This window comes from Pseudomonas sp. 21LCFQ02, assembly GCF_024129895.2.
In the GTDB taxonomy this organism is placed as follows: Bacteria; Pseudomonadota; Gammaproteobacteria; order Pseudomonadales; family Pseudomonadaceae; genus Aquipseudomonas.
The window spans coordinates 1933650-1951886 of the sequence record NZ_CM178749.1 but is presented as its reverse complement, the minus strand read 5'-3'; the positions used below and the strand labels follow the sequence as shown (position 1 = coordinate 1951886).

Here is an 18237-nt window from a genome sequence, read left to right as displayed (position 1 = left end):
TGGTTCATGAAATGTTGCATATTTGCATGCGCGCCTTTCACTGCGGTGACAGGCGGGCGGATTACAGCGGCGCCGGAGCAAAACCGGCTATTGCCAGCAACTCGGGCATGCGCGCCTCGAAGCCTTGATAGCTGTGGTCCCCGCCTTCGCGAATATCCAGCTTGCACTGAGCATAAAACGCAGCGGCGCGGCGGTAATCCAGGGTCTGGTCACCGGTCTGCAGCCAGACCTGGATGTCCTGCGGCTGGTTTGGCGCAGGCACCTCCAGCTCGGCCAACGCCTGAATATGATCCAGGGTCAGTTCCCAGCGCTGTCCGGTATAAAGGTTCTGCTGAGTGCCCAGATAGCCATCGAACAACTGGTGCGGGTTGACCGCCGGGTTGATCAGCACCGCTTTGAGCCCGTGACGCTGCGCAAGATGGGTCGCATAGTAGCCGCCAAGCGAGCTGCCGACCAGTAATGGCCGGCCCAACGCCTCAATGGCCTGTTCAAGCTGGGCCAGCGCCTGGCGAGGATGATGGTGCAGTTCAGGCACGCGCAAGCGCTCTTGCAGCCCCAGCGAATGCATCAGCGCCGCCAGCCAGGTGGCCTTTTTCGACAGGGCCGAGCTGTTCAGGCCATGGATATACAAGAGTGCGGGGGTATGGCCGGTCATGCCTTGGCTCCGGTTTGCGCGTCATGATTAAAGCCGCACAGTTTACAGGAGTAAGGCCCGGGAGCTGCACCGGCAAATGTTTCAATAGCCGGTTCCGGACAGATCGACCTCGAAATGTACGCCAACCAGCCGCGAAACACCGGTCTCAAGCCGCCCGTCGTCATGCAGGCGTAACCAGCGATAGCCTGGCGCGGCGGTATCAAGGGCAAAGTCTGCGCTGCCCGGCGCGAACTGAATGCAGGTCGACGGCGTGGCCAGCAGCCGAATGCCTTGACGCACTTGATCAAATTCCTGATGCACATGCCCCCAGAGCACCGCCCTGACCTGGGGATAACGCTCCAGCACGGCGAACAACGCATCAGCGTTATGCAGGCCGATAGGCTTCATCCATTCACAGCCAATGGCGACCGGATGATGATGCAGACAAACCAGATGATGGCGCTCAGGCGCCTCACGCAAGGACTGCTCCAGTAACTGGAGTTGTTCATCCTCCAGATAACCGAACACCGAACCTTCGACCTCGGAGTTGAGCATGGTCACCCGCCAGCCACCGACATCGGTCACCGGCTGTAACGCGTCACAGCCCTGCGCGGCTTCGCTCATCTGTGGCCAGTGGTCATGGTTACCGGGCAGCCAGCGAACCGGCGCGCCAAGCACCTCGCTCATCTGCCGGAACGCCTGATACGACTGCAGTGAGCCGTCCTGGGACAAATCGCCGGTCATCAACAGCAGATCGATAGCCGGTTGCTCGGCCTGCACCTGCTCAATGACCTTGTGCAACCCCTCGCGGGTTTTCATGCCCAGCAGCGTGCCGTCCGCGTCAGCGAACAAATGACTGTCAGAAATCTGGACCAGCAGGACTGAAGAGTCCTTGATTGATGAACTCGGCAACGGCCGTCTCCCCCGGACGATTCGCTGCGATTATGGTAGTTGATACGGGGCGCGGCAAATCTGCGAATGAGTGACGGATCACAAGACCGCGCATTGAAATGCCAGTATTGATCCGGCGCACACCCCGAGAATCGGCGGGTTCAACGCACTGCCTCATACTCATGCCCGCACGCCAGGCAGTGGCTCAGCCATTCACCGAGAAACAGGTTGAGCTGGGATTTTTCGTCTGGTTGGTGCATGTGTGCATTGGGGTACGGATAAATGCCCTGGAAGCGCCGCGCATGTTCGGCGCCGATCACTTCGGCCATGCGCGCGTCGTGATAGACCTGCACTTCCAGGCTGGGCACCGGCAGCCAGGGCAGGCTGTGCTCCTGGCGCACCTGCAAGGTGGTGGTGTACGGGCAGTCGAGCACCACTTCAAGCGTCAGCACCCCCAGCATCTGGTCGCCTTGGGTCACCGCAATCCGGCGCGAGCTTTTTTGTGTCCGCATGTCTGGCAACAAACGCATCAGGCGGGCGTAATTGGCCTCGCAGGCGGCCTGCAGCCCGGCAAGATCGACACGGTAGCGCTCGCGCAAGAGATTCACGACCATAGCCCCCTGATTTCATTGCGGTTCAAGGCCAGCCACTGGATGGCGATGATGGTTGCCGCATTCATGATCCGGCCATCAGCCACAGCCTGCAAAGCGTCGTCGAACGACCAGACCGTGACGCGGATGTCCTCCCCCTCCGACTCCAGGCCGTGCACGCCGCCGGCGCCCTGGCTGTCGCACTGCCCCAGAAACAGATGTACATACTCATCGCTGCCGCCCGGCGAAGGAAAGTACCGGGTAATCGGCCACAAGGCACTGAATTGCAGACCAGCTTCCTCTTCTGCCTCGCGATGAGCAACTTCTTCCGGTTGCTCGTCCTTGTCGATCAGACCGGCGACCATTTCAATCAGCCACGGGTTGCCGGATTTCTCGGCAGCGCCGACCCGGAACTGCTCGATCAGTACCACTTCGTCGCGCTTGGCGTCGTACGGCAGCACACAGACCGCGTCATGACGGACGAACAGTTCGCGGCTTAGTTCCCGCCCCATACCGCCATTGAACAGCTCATGGCGCAAGTACAGCTTGTCGAGTTTGTAGAACCCCTTGAAACAGGTTTCACGCCGGGTGATCTCGTAGGCCGTGGGGGTCGATCGGGTGCTCTGGGTCATGAAAGTCTCGCTGCGAAAGATTTGGCTTGGGGCCATCCTAACGCGCATCGCAGGCCTGATGCAGCCCCTTCCTTACCTGCCAGAGTAGACGCGCGGGCGTAAAGCATTTCTAATCCGTCGCGATGGCGAACCGAACACCGGTTTTGCAGTCCAATCGGCCTGGATGCGTATCGCGCAGCCGCTTATTTTGATACTGCCAAGGATCATCATGTCGTTAACGAAGATCGCTGCGCTGGCTTGCCTGGCCGTCACTCTGGGTGCCTGCCAAAGCCTGTTCAAGCCCAACATGCGTGCCCCGCTGCAGGTCGAACGCGAGGCCTGGGAGCAGATCAAGCCGGGCTGCAGCAGCGCCGACTGCCCGCTGGTGAACATCGATACCGTGCATTTTCCTGACGAGCCGCGGCTCGATGCCATCGTGCAGAAGAACCTCCTGCAGATGGCCCCGACCCGCCCGGGTGCAGCGCCAGCGACGTCCCTGAAAGCCTATGAGCAGCAGTTCCTCAGCCAGTCCGAAGGCCGCAACAGCAGCTACCTGCAAGCCAAGGTACGCGAGCAGCATGACGGTATCGTGGTGATTGAACTGTCCAGCTACCTCGACAGCGGTGGTGCCCATGGTGATCCGGGCCGGGCGCTGTTCAACTATTCACGCCAGCAGCAGAAAGTCCTGACCCTGGCCGACATGGTAGTGCCCGGCAAGGAAAACGAGTTCTGGCAAAAAGCCCAACTCGCCCACCAGGCCTGGATGGTTTCGACCAAAGCCAACGAAGACCCGCAGTTCGCCAGCACCTGGCCGTTCAAGCGCACACCTAACGTGGCATTGACCTATGGCGCGGTGATCCTCAAGTATCCGGTGACCACCATCGCGCCCTATGCCATGGGCCATATCGAGCTGAAGATTCCCTATCCGCAGCTCAATGGTGTGATCAGGCCCGAACTGTTCCCCGGTCGCGGCTGAAACCACGCCCCAGCGAAAATTGCAGGGCACCGGCAACCAGCACGGCGGGCAACGTGGCGCCCACCTGCGGGTACAGATTGGCCAACAAGTGATAGGTGCTGACGCCGCCCAGCCAGGCCAGCAGGCTCAGACCGTACAACGCCGGCAGCGCAGCCGGCGTACGGCGGCGACGGACGATAAAATGATCGACCAGCACCACGCCAAACAGCGGCGCGAACAGCGAGCCGATCAGCAACAGAAAGCCTTCGTACTGTGCCAATGGCGCAAAACAGGCAATCAAGGTACACAGCACCCCGATTGCCAGTGCCAGGTGTTCGACCTTCAACCCCGACAACATCGCACTGGACACCGCCGCCGAATGAATATCGGCAAAGGCTTTCTCTGATTCGTCGAGCAACACCAACAGCAGCGGAATGCCCATCCCCGCGCCCGCCAGCGCCAACAGCAATGCATTGGCTTCACCGTCGGCAGCGAACGCCAGGGTGTAGGCCACGCCCAGGCTCATCAGCCAGCAGTTGCCGATGAAGTAGCCCAGCACCGTGCCGACAAAGACTGGCTTGGCCCGACGCCCAAAACGTGAATAGTCGGCGATCAACGGTAGCCACGACAGCGGCATGGCAATCGCCAGGTCCAGACCGGTGGCAAATGGCATCGAGCCATCCCCTGCCCTGGCCCACAACGCGCTCAGGTCGGCCTTGCTCAACAGGTTCCAGGTCAACCACAGGCAGGCCCCCAACAGCAGCCAGATCCCCCATTGGCGCAGAATCTTGCGCACGAAGGTCAATGGCCCGCTGACTGCCAGCAGCGTTGCCAGCCCGCCGAACAACAGCGCCCAGAGCAGTGGGCTGCTCCACAGACCCGCAGCACCGAAGGTGCGCCCGGCCAACAGGCTGGCTGCATCGCGCATGACGATGATCTCGAACGAGCCCCAGCCAATCAGTTGCAACAGGTTGAGAACCGCCGGCAGCATCGCCCCACGCCGCCCCAGGCTGAGCTTGAGCGACGCCATCGACGACAGCCCGGTGTCAGTACCAATCACCCCGGCGCTGGCCAGTAACAGCACGCCGATCAGCGTGCCCAGCGCAATCGCCAGTAGCGCCATGGCCATGCCCAACCCCGGAGCCAGCAAGGCACCCGCTTGCAGGACCATCAGGCCGATCCCTAATGAAAACCACAGGGAAAACAGATCGCGCCCGCCGAAAACCCGTTTGTCGCCGGGGACCGGCAGGTCAGGGGAGTAAGTGCCAGGTGTGTTCACATTAACGCTCGGTAATAGAGTGGAATACGGTAGGAGCTCGCTCGCGAAGGGGCCGGTTCAGGCGATACACCATCACCACCGTCAGAGACGCCTTCGCGACCAAGGTCGCTCCTACACTTTCTGGTACAGCTGGCTGCCTTCCTGTTTGAAGCGTTCGGCCTGTTCGCGCATGCCGTCTTCCACCGCGACATCCACCGCATCAATGCGCTGGTTGGCGGCGTACTCGCGCACTTCCTGGGTGATTTTCATCGAGCAGAACTTCGGCCCGCACATCGAGCAGAAATGCGCGACCTTGGCCGACTCCTTGGGCAAGGTTTCGTCGTGATAGGCACGCGCAGTGTCCGGGTCCAGGCCGAGGTTGAACTGGTCTTCCCAGCGGAATTCGAAGCGCGCCTTGCTCAGTGCGTTGTCGCGGATCTGCGCGCCGGGATGGCCCTTGGCGAGGTCAGCGGCATGTGCGGCGATCTTGTAGGTGATGATCCCGGTTTTCACGTCATCCTTGTTCGGCAGGCCCAGGTGCTCCTTGGGGGTGACGTAGCAGAGCATCGCGCAACCGAACCAGCCGATCATCGCCGCACCGATGCCCGAGGTGATGTGGTCGTAACCCGGCGCAATATCAGTGGTCAGCGGGCCGAGGGTATAGAACGGCGCCTCGTCGCAGCATTCCAGCTGCTTGTCCATGTTTTCCTTGATCAACTGCATTGGCACATGGCCAGGGCCTTCGATCATGGTTTGCACGTCATGCTTCCAGGCGACCTTGGTCAGCTCGCCGAGGGTTTCCAGCTCACCGAACTGCGCGGCGTCGTTGGCGTCGGCAATCGAACCCGGACGCAGACCGTCGCCCAGCGAGAAGCTGACGTCGTAGGCCTTCATGATTTCGCAAATGTCTTCGAAGTGCGTGTAGAGGAAGTTTTCCTTGTGATGCGCCAGGCACCACTTGGCCATGATCGAGCCGCCGCGGCTGACGATACCGGTGACCCGCTTGGCCGTCATCGGCACGTAGCGCAGCAGCACACCGGCGTGGATGGTGAAGTAGTCCACGCCCTGCTCGGCCTGCTCGATCAGGGTGTCGCGGAACAAATCCCAGGTCAGGTCTTCGGCGATACCACCGACCTTTTCCAGTGCCTGGTAGATCGGTACGGTGCCGATCGGCACCGGTGAGTTGCGGATGATCCACTCGCGGGTTTCATGGATATGCTTGCCGGTGGACAGGTCCATGACCGTGTCCGAGCCCCAGCGGATGCCCCAGGTCAGCTTGGCCACTTCCTCTTCGATGGACGACCCCAAAGCGCTGTTGCCAATGTTGCCGTTGATCTTCACCAGGAAGTTACGGCCGATGATCATCGGCTCCAGCTCGACGTGGTTGATGTTGGCCGGAATGATCGCCCGGCCGCGGGCGATTTCTTCACGCACGAATTCGGCGGTGATTTCCTTGGGAATACTGGCGCCGAAGCTGTGTCCGGCGTGCTGCTGCTTGAGCAACCCGGTGGCGCGGGCCTCCTGGAGTTTCATGTTTTCGCGGATGGCGACGTATTCCATCTCGGCGGTAATGATGCCCTTGCGCGCATAATGCATCTGGCTGACGTTGGCGCCCGCCTTGGCGCGGCGCGGATTGTTCACATGGGCAAACCGCAGGGCTGTCAGTTCGGCATCGTTGAGGCGCTGCTGGCCAAAATTGGAGCTCAGACCGCCCAGCCGCTCGGTGTCGTTACGCGACTCGATCCACGGCGAGCGCACATCGGCCAGGCCCTTGCGCACGTCGATGATCACATTGGGGTCGGTGTAAGGCCCGGAGGTATCGTAGACGGTGACCGGCGCGTTGATCTCGCCGCCGAAATCGGTAGGCGTCACGTCCAGACTGATCTCGCGCATCGGCACGCGGATATCCGGGCGCGAGCCCTGAACATAGATCTTCTGCGAACGGGTAAAAGGCTGGACCGAACCCGAGTCGACCTGGGCCGATTCACTCAGATGGGGGGCGTTATTGGTTTTTCTTGTCGTCATCACGGTCTCTCCTGACATCCTGCACGGATTGATTGTCGGAGTGACCTGAACGGACGGAGGGCGTCATGCATGCAATGACGCAGAGTGACGCGGCGCGAAGTGGTGCATAAATATTGAACGCACGACCCCGGACGACACTCAAGAGGACTCGCCGGGAGCGAGCAATCTTGTTCCCTACGCAGGCGTTAACCTGATCAGGTTCAACGGGATCCGGTTTAACCGATCTCAGCCTCATAGCAAGGCACCCCGACAAGAACGGCGCCAGTCTATGCCGGCTCGGGAGCGAGCGCCAGTCCCAAATGCAACACCTGCGATAAGTGGCTGAAATGGCCGAAATAGCTGATTGTTGCGCCGAACATCTGGCTCTACACTCGCCGACTGCGATCATCTTCTGGAAAAGGAACGCCCATGCTGCGCAAATTGCCGTTGGCCTTCGCCGTGTCGTATGCCTGCATTGCCCCGAGCTGGGCCACTGATGCACCACCGACGGCGTTGACCGGGCTGGTGAATGTCTATCAGCAGGCAGTGGACAACAACGCCGATCTGGCCGCCGCCCGTGCCGATTACCAGGCGCGTATCGAAGGCGTACCCCAGGCCCGTGCCGGCCTGCTGCCCAACCTCTCGGCCAGCGCCCAGAACAGCAGCACCCGCACCAGCATCGACCAGCCCAAGGCCACCGCCACCCGCAGCGGCACCCTGTACCAGGCAACCCTGAGCCAGCCGCTGTTCCGCGCTGATCGCTGGTTCCAGCTGCAGGCGGCCGAAGCGGTCAACGAACAGGCCGCGCTGGAGCTGTCAGCCAATGAACAGAACCTGATCCTGCAATCGGCGCAGAGCTATTTCGGTGTCTTGCGCGCCCAGGACAATCTGGCGACTGCCAAAGCCGAGGAGTCGGCGTTCCGGCGCCAGCTTGATCAGGCCAATGAGCGCTTTGACGTCGGCCTGTCGGACAAGACCGATGTGCTGCAATCCCAGGCCAGCTACGACAGCTCACGGGCCAACCGCCTGATCGCCCAGCGTCAGGTGGACGATGCCTTCCAGGCCTTGGTGACGCTGACCAATCGCCAATACAGCGCGATCGAAGGCATTGTTCACAGCCTGCCGGTGCTGCCGCCGTCACCCAACGACGCCAAGGCCTGGGTCGACACCGCCGCCTTACAAAACCTCGACCTGCTGGCCAGTAACCACGCCGTCGATGCTGCACAACAGACGCTGCGCCAACGCAAGGCCGGGCATGCGCCGACCGTGGATGCTGTCGCCACCTGGCAACGCGGCGATAACGATCTGCAAGGGTTTTCCAACCCCAATTACACGGGCACCAACTACAGCGGCGATGTCGAACAACGCACAGTGGGTCTGCAGGTCAATATCCCGCTGTACAGCGGCGGTCTGACCAGCTCCCAGGCACGGGAGGCCTATGCGCGCCTGAGCCAGAGTGAACAGCGCCGCGAAAGCCTGCGCCGCCAGGTGGTGGAGAACACCCGCAATCTGCATCGTGCGGTGAATACCGACGTGGAACAGGTGCAGGCGCGCAAGCAGTCGATCATCTCCAACCAGAGTGCGCTGGAAGCGACGGAGATTGGTTATCAGGTGGGCACCCGTAATATCGTCGATGTGCTCGATGCCCAGCGTCAGTTGTATGCGTCGGTGCGTGACTACAACAACACGCGCTATGACTACATCATCGACAGCTTGCGCTTGAAGCAGGCGGCCGGGACGTTGAACCCTGGTGACTTGCAGGATTTGGCGCGCTATCTGAAGCCTGACTACAACCCGGACCGGGATTTTCTGCCACCGGACTTGGCGACCGAGGCGCGCAAGAACTTTGAGCGGCCGGCCAAGCGTTGAATATGTCGTAGGAGCTCGCCCGCCGCCTCGGCGCCCCGCTGTCGCGTAGCAAACACGGACCTCGTAGGAGCGGCTTTAGCCGGGAAGCCTTCGCGGCTGAAGCCGCTCCTACAGGATCTCGTGTTTGCTGTACGACCGCGCGGCACGTCCCCTAGGCCACCAACCGATCAATCAACGCCAATAGCCGCTGCAAGGCGCCCTGATTGGCTTTCATCACCTGCAAACCGGCCTCGGCCATGCGGCGGGCCTGGTCGGGCTGCTCGAACAGGTGCTGTACGGCCTCGGCCAGTGCGGTCGGGTCGCTGGCTTGCTGCAGGGCGCCGGCGGTGCGCAGCATGGCGGCGATTTCCAGGAAGTTGAACAGGTGCGGGCCGCTGAGTACCGGTTTGCCCAGCGCGGCCGGTTCCAGCAGGTTGTGACCGCCATTGGGCACCAGGCTGCCGCCGACAAAGGCGCAGTCGGCCAGTGCATAGAGAAACAGCAGCTCGCCCATGGTGTCGCCCAACAGCACGGTGGTCGTGGCGGTCACCGGCTGGCCGCTGGAGCGCCGGACCGTGTCGAAACCTTGCTGGCGGCACAGCTCGTGCACGCTGTCGAAACGCTCGGGGTGGCGCGGGACCAGGATCAGCAAGGCCTGCGGGTGGCTGGCGAGCAATTGGCGATGGGCCGCCAGGATGCTCTCGTCTTCGCCCGCGTGGGTACTGGCGGCGATCCATACCGGTCGGGCCGTGGCCTGCCATTGCTCGCGTAAGTGCGCAGCCTGTACCGGCAACTGTGGGTCGATGGTCAAGTCGAACTTGATCGAACCGGTGACCGTCACGCATTCGCGCCGCGCGCCTAGGTCACGAAAGCGCTGGGCTTCGGCCTCTGTCTGTACGGCAAAGCCGTTCATTTCTGCCAGCATCGGCCGGGTCAGGCCGGCAAACCGTGCATAACCCCGTGCCGAACGTTCGGACAGCCGGGCATTGGCCAACACCACCGGGATACCGCGTCTTGCGCACTGGTGAATATGGTTGGGCCACAGCTCCGTCTCCATGATGATGCCCAGCCGCGGCCGTACATGGTCCAGAAACCGTCCTGCCGCCCACGGCAGGTCATAGGGCAGGTAGCAGTGCTGAATCCGCGGCTCATTGGCGAACAGCGCCTGAATCCGCTCGGAACCGGTGGGCGTCATGCAGGTCAGGGTGATGGTCTGCTGCGGGTACGCCTTGAGCAGCGCCCGGACCATCGGCGCAGCAGCAATGCTCTCGCCCACCGACACCGCATGCACCCAGATCCCGCCCTGGCGCATCGGCGGCAGACCGAAGGCAAAGCGTTCTTTGATACGCCGGGCATAAGCAGGCGCCTTGCGCGAACGCAGGAACAGGCGCAGCGCAACCAGCGGCAGGCCCAGGTGAAACAGCAGGGTATAGAGAGTTCTGTTCATGGCGGCGAAGTTTACAAGGATCCGGGGTCGATGATCAGCCAATCGCCTGCAAATGCACCGCAAAGCGCTCGGCCAGCCATTTTGCCGCCGGCCCCAGCGGTGTATCGCGACGCCAGGCCAGTTCCACCACCAGCGCTGGCGGGCGCCATTCGCTGGGCAGTTCGACCATCTGGCTCTGGTAGGTGGGGTATTGCACCACGTGCCGGGGCAGCCAGGCCCAGCCCAGACCGCGCATCAGCAGTTCGGCCATGGCATAGAAGCTGTCAGCCCGCCAGACCTGAGAACTGAGCGCCTCGCCGCCGGGGTAGTCGCTTTGCTGGGCGGTGATCAGCAGTTGCCGGTGACGGGCCAGTTGCTGACAGGTTACCCAGCGCTCTTTGGCCAGCGGGTGATCAACCGCACAGACCGTGACCATTTCCACGCTGCCCAGCGAACGGCGTTCCAGTGAGGCTGGCACATCGTCATGGCTGAAGAACAGGCCGATATCGGCCCGCCGTTCGACCAGCTTGCGGGCCACATCGCCTTGGGCACCGCTGGCCAGTTGCACTTGCAGAAAAGGAAAGCGGTTGGCCAGCCCATCGAGGCTGTCGATCACCGGTTGATGGGGCATGGCTTCGTCCTGGGCGATGCGCAACAACGCTTCCTGGCCGCGCATCAATGCAAGCGCGTGGCCATCCAGCCGCTCGCAGTGGCGCAGCAGTTCACGCACATCCTCCAGCAGCGCTTGACCATGTTCGGTCAAACTCGGCTGGCGACCGCTACTGCGCTCGAACAGGCTGACACCAAGGTCTTGCTCAAGCAGAGCAATCGCACTGCTGACGGCCGATTGCGCCTTGCGCTGCTCGCGAGCCACGGCCGAGAACGAGCGTAACTCGGCGACGCGGGCGAACAGGCGCATCTGTTCCAGATCCCATTGTCCTGCCATCAACCTATCTCCATAACAGATAGGTAATGACTTTACCCCATCCATGAACATTCTAGAATGCGCGCCACTGAACAGGAGTCCGCCCATGAATGCCTATTACCTGCTGGCCATTGCCATTTGCGCCGAAGTTGTCGCCACCACCTCGATGAAAGCCGTCAAGGGCCTGAGCGCCCCACTGCCGCTGCTGTTGGTCATCTGTGGCTATACCGTCGCGTTCTGGATGCTGATCATCGTGGTACGCACCATTCCGGTGGGGGTGACCTATGCCATATGGTCGGGCATGGGCATCGTGCTGGTGAGCATCGCCGCGCTGTTCATCTACGGCCAGAAGCTCGACTTGCCAGCGGTACTGGGCATGGGCCTGATCGTGCTTGGCGTGGTAGTGATCCAGTTGTTCTCGAAAACCGCAGGGCACTGATAACCCCCTATAATGGCCGGCATCGTTTACGCCATGAGGTGCCCATGCCATCTGTTATCTCCACCGACGTCCTTATTGTGGGCGGCGGGGTCGCCGGTCTCTGGCTCAACGCCCGCCTGCGCGGTCAGGGCTTTGCCACTGTGCTGGTGGAAAACGCCAGCCTCGGCGGCGGGCAGAGTCTCAAGTCGCAGGGCATCATTCATGGCGGTGCCAAATATGCGCTGCACGGAGCCCTGACCGGCGCTTCGGAAGCCATCGCCGATATGCCGCGGCGCTGGCGCGAAGCTCTGGCCGGTAATGGCGAGCTTGATCTGGCCGGTGTCAGGTTGTTGTCCGAAGCCCACTACCTGTGGTCGCCGGGCACCCTGGCCGGCAACCTCACCAGCTTTTTTGCCAGCAAGGCGGTGCGTGGCCGCGTCGATCAGGTCAAGGGCAATGAATTGCCCCCCGCTCTGCAACACCCGAAATTCAAAGGCAAGGTTTACCGTCTGGCCGAACTGGTGGTGGATGTGCCGAGCCTGATCGAACGCCTGGCGCAACTGGCCGGCGATAGCCTGCTGGCCGGCCAGCAGATTGAACCGCTGCTGGCCGATGGGCAACTGGTCGGCCTGCGGGTGGATGGCCGCGACATTCAGGCCCAGCGCATTGTGCTCAGTGCCGGTGCCGGGACTGCCGACCTACTGCAAACATTGAGCATCAACCAGCCGAAAATGCAGCGTCGTCCATTGCACATGGTGCTGGCCAAGGGCGCGGCCCTCAAGCCACTGTTCGCTCACTGCCTGGGCGGAGGCCCCAAGCCACGCATCACCGTCACCACCCACCCAGCCGCCGATGGCCAGAATGTCTGGTATCTGGGCGGTGATATTGCCGAAGCCGACGGTGTCGCCCGCGAGCCGGCAGCGCAGATCGCTGCAGCCCGGGAAGAGCTGCACAAGCTACTGCCGTGGATCGATCTGGATCAGGTGCAGTGGGCCACGCTGCGGGTCGACCGCGCCGAGCCAGAACAATCAGGGCTGGTCCGCCCAGACAACGCCTTCGTCGCTGAGCAGGGCCGTTTGCTGGTCGGCTGGCCGACCAAGCTGGCCCTGGCGCCAGACTTCGCCGACCGGGTCCTCGCCGCGCTGAGCAAGGACGGCATCCAGCCAACCGCGCAGCCTGCGCCCAATGACCTGCCCAAGCCGCCACTGGCCATACCTGTCTGGGATCAACTGCTGCCATGACCTTACCGACTTTGCATGAACTGCACCGCCCGCTGGGCAGCACTGGCCTGAACGTTTCGCCGTTGGGCCTGGGCACCGTAAAACTGGGTCGCGACCAAGGGGTCAAGTACCCCAACGGTTTCAGTATCCCCGATGACCAGGCAGCGGCCAGCCTGCTGCGCCAGGCACGCGAGCTGGGCATCAACCTGATCGACACCGCTCCGGCCTATGGCACCAGTGAGCAGCGTCTTGGTCCGCTGCTGCGCGGCCAGCGTCACGACTGGGTGATTGTCAGCAAGGTGGGTGAGGAGTTCGACAACGGCCAGTCGCACCATGACTTCAGCGCAGCGCACACCCGGCTCTCGGTCGAGCGCAGCCTGAAACGTCTGGAAACCGATTTTATCGACCTGGTGCTGGTGCATTCCGACGGCAATGATCTGGCGATTCTCAACGACAGCGAGGTCTACCCGACCCTGGCCGAACTCAAGCGCGAAGGCAAAATCCGCCACTTCGGCTTTTCTGGCAAAACCGTCGAGGGCGGCCTGCTGGCGTTGCGTGACGGCGACTGCGCAATGGTGACCTATAACTTCAACGAGCAGACCGAAAAGCCGGTTCTGGACTACGCTGCGGCGCACGGCAAAGCAATTTTGGTGAAAAAAGCGCTGGCCAGCGGTCATATCTGTCTGGAACCCGGTGTCGACCCGGTGCGCGCCAGTTTTGAACTGTTATTTGCGCATCCGGGCGTTGCCAGTGCCATCGTCGGGACCATCAATCCCGTCCATCTGGCGCACAACGTTGCCAGCGCTGCCGCCGTGATTCGCCGTCAGCGCTGATTGCAGGAGGCCGACCCCAACGCACGGATGCCCGATGTGGCATACCATAAGAAGGAGCCGAGATGCCGCATACCCTGATAAGGAAAAACCCCAGCAACTTCAAGACTCTGGCGCTATTCGTCGAGGCCACACCCGAGGCGCTGAGCTATGAAAGCATCGGCATGCCGCTCAACTTTGCCCAGACCCTGCAACGCCGGCGCAAGGTCGAGGTGGCGGATACTGAACGCTTTGCCATCGAACTGGCCAATCTCGGGGTCTCGGTACGCCTGACCATCACCTGGCAGAACCGGGATTATTGGGTGCTGGTGCGGCAAAAGCGCAAGGACCGTGGCGATGTGGTGCTCAAGCTGATTTCCGGCTATGTCCCGGCCCACGAAATGAGCCTGCCGCTGCATACCGCCATTCAGGAAGTCGCAGAGGAATGCCTGATCGAGACGCCACAGGGCTGGCTCAGCGGGCGTTATCAGGACACCTGGCTGCCTGCACCTTATGCAGCGGCTCTGCACTACCGCGAAGCCATGCCGTTTCTGCTCAGCCCGCTGTCGGGCGCGGCCAAACCGGTGCGTTGCGGCAACCTGGCGCTGCTTGAACGACCGCGAGCCTATGTGCACCTGCCCACCGCATCACTGCAACTGATTTACGACCTGCGCCTGGAGATCCCCAGGGATGCCAGGCCGCTCAGTCTGTTTCATGTCGACGAGACGCTTGAAGACGAGTACCTGGTCGCACGCCTGAACCGCAAGAAGCCCGACCTGTACCTGATGCCGCTGGAGAACGGCGAGCCGTTGCCCGAACTGTATACCCTCAAGCAAGACCGGCTGGTGCCGGTCAGTACCCGCGGTTTGCATCTGGCGGAAAGTTTTGCCCGCCAGGAAGGCTGGGTGGTACGCGAAGAGCGGATTCGCTGGAAGGACTGGCTGCGCCAACAAGGGCTGACGCCACCGGAAAAAAGCGGCGGTCTGAAACAGTTGACCGGCAAAGCCAAGGCGCTGCTGGACCGCGCCCGTTCCAGGCTGGGTAAGTGACGGCTGCACGCATCAGCGTGCAGCCACAAACTTATTGCTGGCGGATTTTCTCGACGATGGCGGTGGTGGAGCTGTTTTCCACCAGACCCAGCACCTTCACTTCACCGCCATTGGCGCGCACGATGTCGGCACCCACCACCTGATCGACACTGTAGTCGCCGCCCTTGACCAACACATCGGGCTTGATGTGACTGAGCAGGTTCTCAGGAGTGCCTTCCGGGAAGCTGATCACCCAGTCCACTGCGCCGAGCCCGGCCAGTACCGCCATGCGCCGGTCGACACTGTTGATCGGCCGGCCCGGTCCTTTCAGACGACTGACCGAAGCGTCGTCGTTGATCGCCACGATCAAGCGATCGCCCTGGGCGCGGGCCTGCTCCAGATAGGTCACGTGACCGGCATGCAGGATGTCGAAGCAGCCATTGGTGAACACGATCTTCTCGTTGTGCGCACGGGCGTCCTCGACCGCCAGCAGCAGTTGCTCAAGACCCAGTACACCGCGCTCGGTGCCTTCTTCGCGCTGAATGGCGCGGCGCAGCTCCGGGGCACTGATCGCGGCGGTCCCCAGCTTGCCGACCACGATACTGGCTGCCAGGTTGGCCAGCCCTACGGCGTGGGGCAAGTCTTCACCGGCAGCCAGGGCGGCGGCCAGGGTAGAGATCACCGTATCACCGGCACCGGTCACATCGAATACTTCACGAGCCCGGGCCGGCAGATGCAGCGCCGGCTGGTCGGCGCGCAACAGGGTCATGCCATGCTCGCCACGGGTCACCAGCAAAGCGCCAAGGTCCAGCGCCTGCAACAGCTCAGCACCTTTACTGACCAGGTCGTTCTCGTCACGGCAGTGGCCAACAATAGCTTCGAACTCGCTGAGGTTCGGGGTGATCAGGCTGGCGCCGCGATAGATCGAGAAATCCTTGCCCTTGGGGTCGGCCAGCACCGCGATGCCGCGCTCGCGGGCAGATTTGATCAGGACCTGGTGGTTCTTCAGCGCGCCCTTGCCATAGTCGGACAGCACCAGCACTTTGACGCCGTCGAGCAATGTATCGACCTCGACACTCAGGGCCAGCGCGTCAGTGGCGAAGGGCTCTTCGAAATCAATGCGCAGCAATTGCTGATGACGGCTCATGACCCGCAACTTGACGATGGTCGGCTGGTGGGCAATGCGCTGGAAACGCGCCTGGACACCGGCAGCCTTGAGGCTGTTGTCCAGGCTCTCGGCGGCCTCGTCCTCGCCAGTCACACCGACCAGCGAGGCCGGTGCACCGAGGGCTGCGATGTTCAACGCGACGTTGGCAGCACCGCCGGGCCGGTCTTCGATCTGGTCGACCTTGACCACCGGCACGGGCGCCTCGGGAGAAATGCGCGAGGTACCACCATGCCAGTAACGGTCGAGCATGACATCACCCACCACCAGGACAGGCGCTTGATCGAAACGCGGCATGGATAACTTCATATGAGCGACCTTGGCAGAACTGAACAAGGGGCGAATCTTAGCACAGGGGCCACTACGAACAGCTTGCGGCGCTGTCGCAGAAGATTGCCGGTTGACGGTGAAAAGCCTGGCAGGTTCAGTGAACCCGCCCGGCAGTATCAGATAGCACCCACAGGTGACGGCTCGTCCAGCCCCATGGCATGCAGGCGGGCGTAATAACCGTTCTCGGCCAGCAACTGAGTGTGGGTACCGCGCTCGACGATGCGTCCGCCGTCCATGACCAGAATCAGGTCGGCTTTCTCGATGGTCGACAGCCGGTGGGCGATGACCAGCGTAGTGCGACCTTGCATGACCGAATCCAGTGCCCCCTGGATGTGCCGCTCGGACTCGGTATCGAGCGCCGAAGTCGCTTCGTCGAGAATCAGCAACGGGGCGTTTTTGAGCAATGCCCTGGCAATTGCCAGACGCTGGCGCTGGCCACCGGACAGCAGCACGCCGTTCTCACCCACCTCGGTTTCGAAGCCTTCGGGCAGACGGTCGATGAATTCCTTGGCATAGGCTGCGGCTGCGGCAGTCTCGACATCTTCACGCGGAGCACCGGCCAGGTCGCCGTAGGCGATGTTATTGGCAACACTGTCGTTGAACAGCGTGACGCTCTGGTTGACCTGCGCAATGTGGCGGCGCAGGTTGGTCAGCCGATAGTCGTTGATATCCACCCCATCAAGCAGGATCTGCCCGGTTTCATGGGGATAAAAACGCGGGATCAGATTGGCCAGGGTTGACTTGCCACTCCCGGAGCGGCCGACCAGCGCGATCATCTGCCCAGGCTCTGCGACAAAGCTGATGTCGTCGAGGACCACCCGCTCGGTTTCAGGGTAGGTAAAGCTGAGGTTCTTAACCTCCAGACGGCCCTGCACACGTTCACGCTGGTAAGTCCCGGTATCGACCTCCGCCGGGACGTCGAGCTGCTCGAAGATGCTCTCGGCACCGGCAACGCCTTTCTGGATGGTCGAGCTGACTTCCGACAACTGGCGGATCGGCTTGGGCAACAAACCGGCGGCGGTGATATAGGCCACCAGGTCACCGGCAGTGGCTTCACCGCGCAGCAACAGCACCAGGAACATCAGTACCGCCATGGCGCTGTAGATCACCAGTTGCAGCATCGGCGTGTACACCGCGCCGGTCTTGGTCATGCGCAACTGCTTTTCAGTGTTGCTGTCGCTGGCCTTGGCGAAACGGTCCATCTCGTAGCGTTCGCCGCCGAAGCTGCGCACCACGCGATAACCCTGAATGGTTTCCGAAGCCACGTGGGTAACGTCGCCCATCGCCACCTGGATTTTCTTGCTCTGCTTGCGAAACTTCTTGCTGGCACTGCCAACCATAACCGCGATCAACGGCAGGATCGCCAGCATCACCAGGGTCAGCTTCCAGTTCATCCACAACAGGTAGATAAACAGGAACACCACCGTCAGGCCCTCACGGATCACCACCTTGATGGCGTCAGTGGCGGCGCCGGTCACCATGGTCACATTGAAGGTAATGCGCGAGATCAGATGGCCGGAGTTGGTGGTGTCGAAATAGCGGTTTGGCAGCACCATCAGCTTGTTGAACAGCTCGACGCGCAGGTCGTGGACCAGCCCCAGCGACACCTTGGCCAGAAAGTAGTTACCCAGAAACGAGCCCAGCCCTTGCCAGGCAGCGATCAGCACGATCAGCAGCGGCACGGCATGCAGCAGTTGCAAGTCTTTGAGGTACGGCACGTTGGGAAACAGCGCCGCCTCCGGGTTGGTCAATCCGTCGACGAAGTACTTGAGAATGCCAGCCAGCATCGGCTGGGTGGAGGCGAAGATCACGAAACCGATGATACTGAGCAGGAAAATGCCCACATACGGACGCACATAGGACAACAGGCGTAGGTAGATCTTCACGCTGGACTGCGTGGACGATTCGTTGCTTGCCATGGGAATCCGTCAAGTCAAAAAGAGTGCAATTGTATCACAAGCGGTTTTTGCGGCAGTTCAGCGGGGTGCCTCTAAAAACGTAGGCGAGGCAGTCAGCGCCAGGCGAAATCAGGCGAGAAAGCGGAATTTACATGTTGTAAATGAGCATTTTGAGCCTGATTTCAACAACGCGATGGCCACGCAGGTAGTTTTTAGAGGTGCCCAGT

General features: G+C 61.7%; 16 protein-coding genes and 1 riboswitch. Of the genes, 6 read left to right on the top strand and 10 right to left on the bottom strand.

Annotation, left to right across the window (positions count from 1 at the left end; genetic code table 11):
* Positions 1–61 precede the first annotated feature (61 nt).
* The 4 genes from NJC40_RS08950 to NJC40_RS08935 all read right to left on the bottom strand — a co-directional run bounded on the left by NJC40_RS08950 (position 62) and on the right by NJC40_RS08935 (position 2747).
* On the bottom strand, positions 62–655 hold the full coding sequence (locus NJC40_RS08950; RefSeq protein WP_253140320.1) for a YqiA/YcfP family alpha/beta fold hydrolase: 594 nt from the start codon (positions 653–655) through the stop codon (positions 62–64).
* 81 nt (positions 656–736) lie between these two features.
* Positions 737–1513 (bottom strand): 3',5'-cyclic-AMP phosphodiesterase, encoded by a 777-nt coding sequence (gene cpdA, locus NJC40_RS08945; protein ID WP_492180559.1) that lies wholly within the window; start codon positions 1511–1513, stop codon positions 737–739.
* A 173-nt stretch (positions 1514–1686) separates the two neighbouring features.
* Complete coding sequence (locus NJC40_RS08940) at positions 1687–2139, bottom strand: DUF1249 domain-containing protein (protein WP_045486777.1); 453 nt, start codon at positions 2137–2139, stop codon at positions 1687–1689.
* Positions 2130–2747, bottom strand: coding sequence for an NUDIX domain-containing protein (locus NJC40_RS08935; protein ID WP_253140318.1), 618 nt, complete (start codon positions 2745–2747; stop codon positions 2130–2132). Before NJC40_RS08935 ends, NJC40_RS08940 begins: the two co-directional genes overlap by 10 nt.
* A 208-nt stretch (positions 2748–2955) precedes the next feature.
* On the opposite strand from NJC40_RS08935, the gene NJC40_RS08930 reads away from it, so the two are divergent.
* Complete coding sequence (locus tag NJC40_RS08930) at positions 2956–3702, top strand: RsiV family protein (RefSeq protein WP_045486775.1); 747 nt, start codon at positions 2956–2958, stop codon at positions 3700–3702.
* On the opposite strand, the gene cytX is transcribed toward NJC40_RS08930, so the two are convergent.
* Together cytX and thiC are read right to left on the bottom strand one after the other, a co-directional pair.
* The gene (cytX, locus tag NJC40_RS08925; RefSeq protein ID WP_253140317.1) at positions 3671–4960 is read right to left on the bottom strand and encodes a putative hydroxymethylpyrimidine transporter CytX; all 1290 of its coding nucleotides are present in this window, start codon (positions 4958–4960) and stop codon (positions 3671–3673) included. The two genes, NJC40_RS08930 and cytX, sit on opposite strands and share 32 nt — an antisense overlap.
* 111 nt (positions 4961–5071) lie before the next feature.
* The gene (gene thiC, locus NJC40_RS08920; RefSeq protein WP_144403237.1) at positions 5072–6964 is read right to left on the bottom strand and encodes a phosphomethylpyrimidine synthase ThiC; all 1893 of its coding nucleotides are present in this window, start codon (positions 6962–6964) and stop codon (positions 5072–5074) included.
* Between the two features lie 154 nt (positions 6965–7118).
* Positions 7119–7223: riboswitch (TPP riboswitch) on the bottom strand.
* Between the two features lie 149 nt (positions 7224–7372).
* Here thiC and NJC40_RS08915 point away from each other — a divergent pair.
* Positions 7373–8812, top strand: coding sequence for a TolC family outer membrane protein (locus NJC40_RS08915; RefSeq protein ID WP_253140316.1), 1440 nt, complete (start codon positions 7373–7375; stop codon positions 8810–8812).
* 151 nt (positions 8813–8963) lie between these two features.
* Here NJC40_RS08915 and waaA read toward each other — a convergent pair whose 3' ends face one another.
* Together waaA and NJC40_RS08905 are read right to left on the bottom strand one after the other, a co-directional pair.
* Positions 8964–10238, bottom strand: coding sequence for a lipid IV(A) 3-deoxy-D-manno-octulosonic acid transferase (gene waaA, locus NJC40_RS08910; protein ID WP_253140315.1), 1275 nt, complete (start codon positions 10236–10238; stop codon positions 8964–8966).
* Between the two features lie 34 nt (positions 10239–10272).
* On the bottom strand, positions 10273–11163 hold the full coding sequence (locus NJC40_RS08905; protein ID WP_045486762.1) for a LysR family transcriptional regulator: 891 nt from the start codon (positions 11161–11163) through the stop codon (positions 10273–10275).
* A gap of 85 nt (positions 11164–11248) precedes the next feature.
* Between NJC40_RS08905 and NJC40_RS08900 the strand changes: the two genes are divergently transcribed.
* The 4 genes from NJC40_RS08900 (at position 11249) to NJC40_RS08885 (ending at position 14638) form a co-directional block, all read left to right on the top strand.
* Positions 11249–11581, top strand: coding sequence for a DMT family transporter (locus NJC40_RS08900; RefSeq protein WP_045486759.1), 333 nt, complete (start codon positions 11249–11251; stop codon positions 11579–11581).
* Between the two features lie 44 nt (positions 11582–11625).
* Positions 11626–12801 carry an FAD-dependent oxidoreductase gene (locus NJC40_RS08895; protein ID WP_253140314.1) on the top strand — a complete coding sequence of 392 codons (1176 nt, stop codon included), beginning with the start codon at positions 11626–11628 and terminating at the stop codon, positions 12799–12801.
* Positions 12798–13613 carry an aldo/keto reductase gene (locus NJC40_RS08890; protein ID WP_253114462.1) on the top strand — a complete coding sequence of 272 codons (816 nt, stop codon included), beginning with the start codon at positions 12798–12800 and terminating at the stop codon, positions 13611–13613. The genes NJC40_RS08895 and NJC40_RS08890 overlap by 4 nt, the downstream gene beginning before the upstream one ends.
* A gap of 62 nt (positions 13614–13675) precedes the next feature.
* Positions 13676–14638 (top strand): metal ABC transporter ATPase, encoded by a 963-nt coding sequence (locus NJC40_RS08885; RefSeq protein WP_253114459.1) that lies wholly within the window; start codon positions 13676–13678, stop codon positions 14636–14638.
* A 31-nt stretch (positions 14639–14669) separates the two neighbouring features.
* On the opposite strand, the gene hldE is transcribed toward NJC40_RS08885, so the two are convergent.
* A complete protein-coding gene (hldE, locus tag NJC40_RS08880; protein WP_253140313.1) occupies positions 14670–16091 on the bottom strand; it encodes a bifunctional D-glycero-beta-D-manno-heptose-7-phosphate kinase/D-glycero-beta-D-manno-heptose 1-phosphate adenylyltransferase HldE in 1422 nt (473 codons plus the stop codon).
* Between the two features lie 137 nt (positions 16092–16228).
* Positions 16229–18031, bottom strand: a complete 1803-nt coding sequence (gene msbA, locus NJC40_RS08875) for a lipid A export permease/ATP-binding protein MsbA (RefSeq protein ID WP_045486744.1) — start codon at positions 18029–18031, stop codon at positions 16229–16231.
* Positions 18032–18237: the final 206 nt, after the last annotated feature.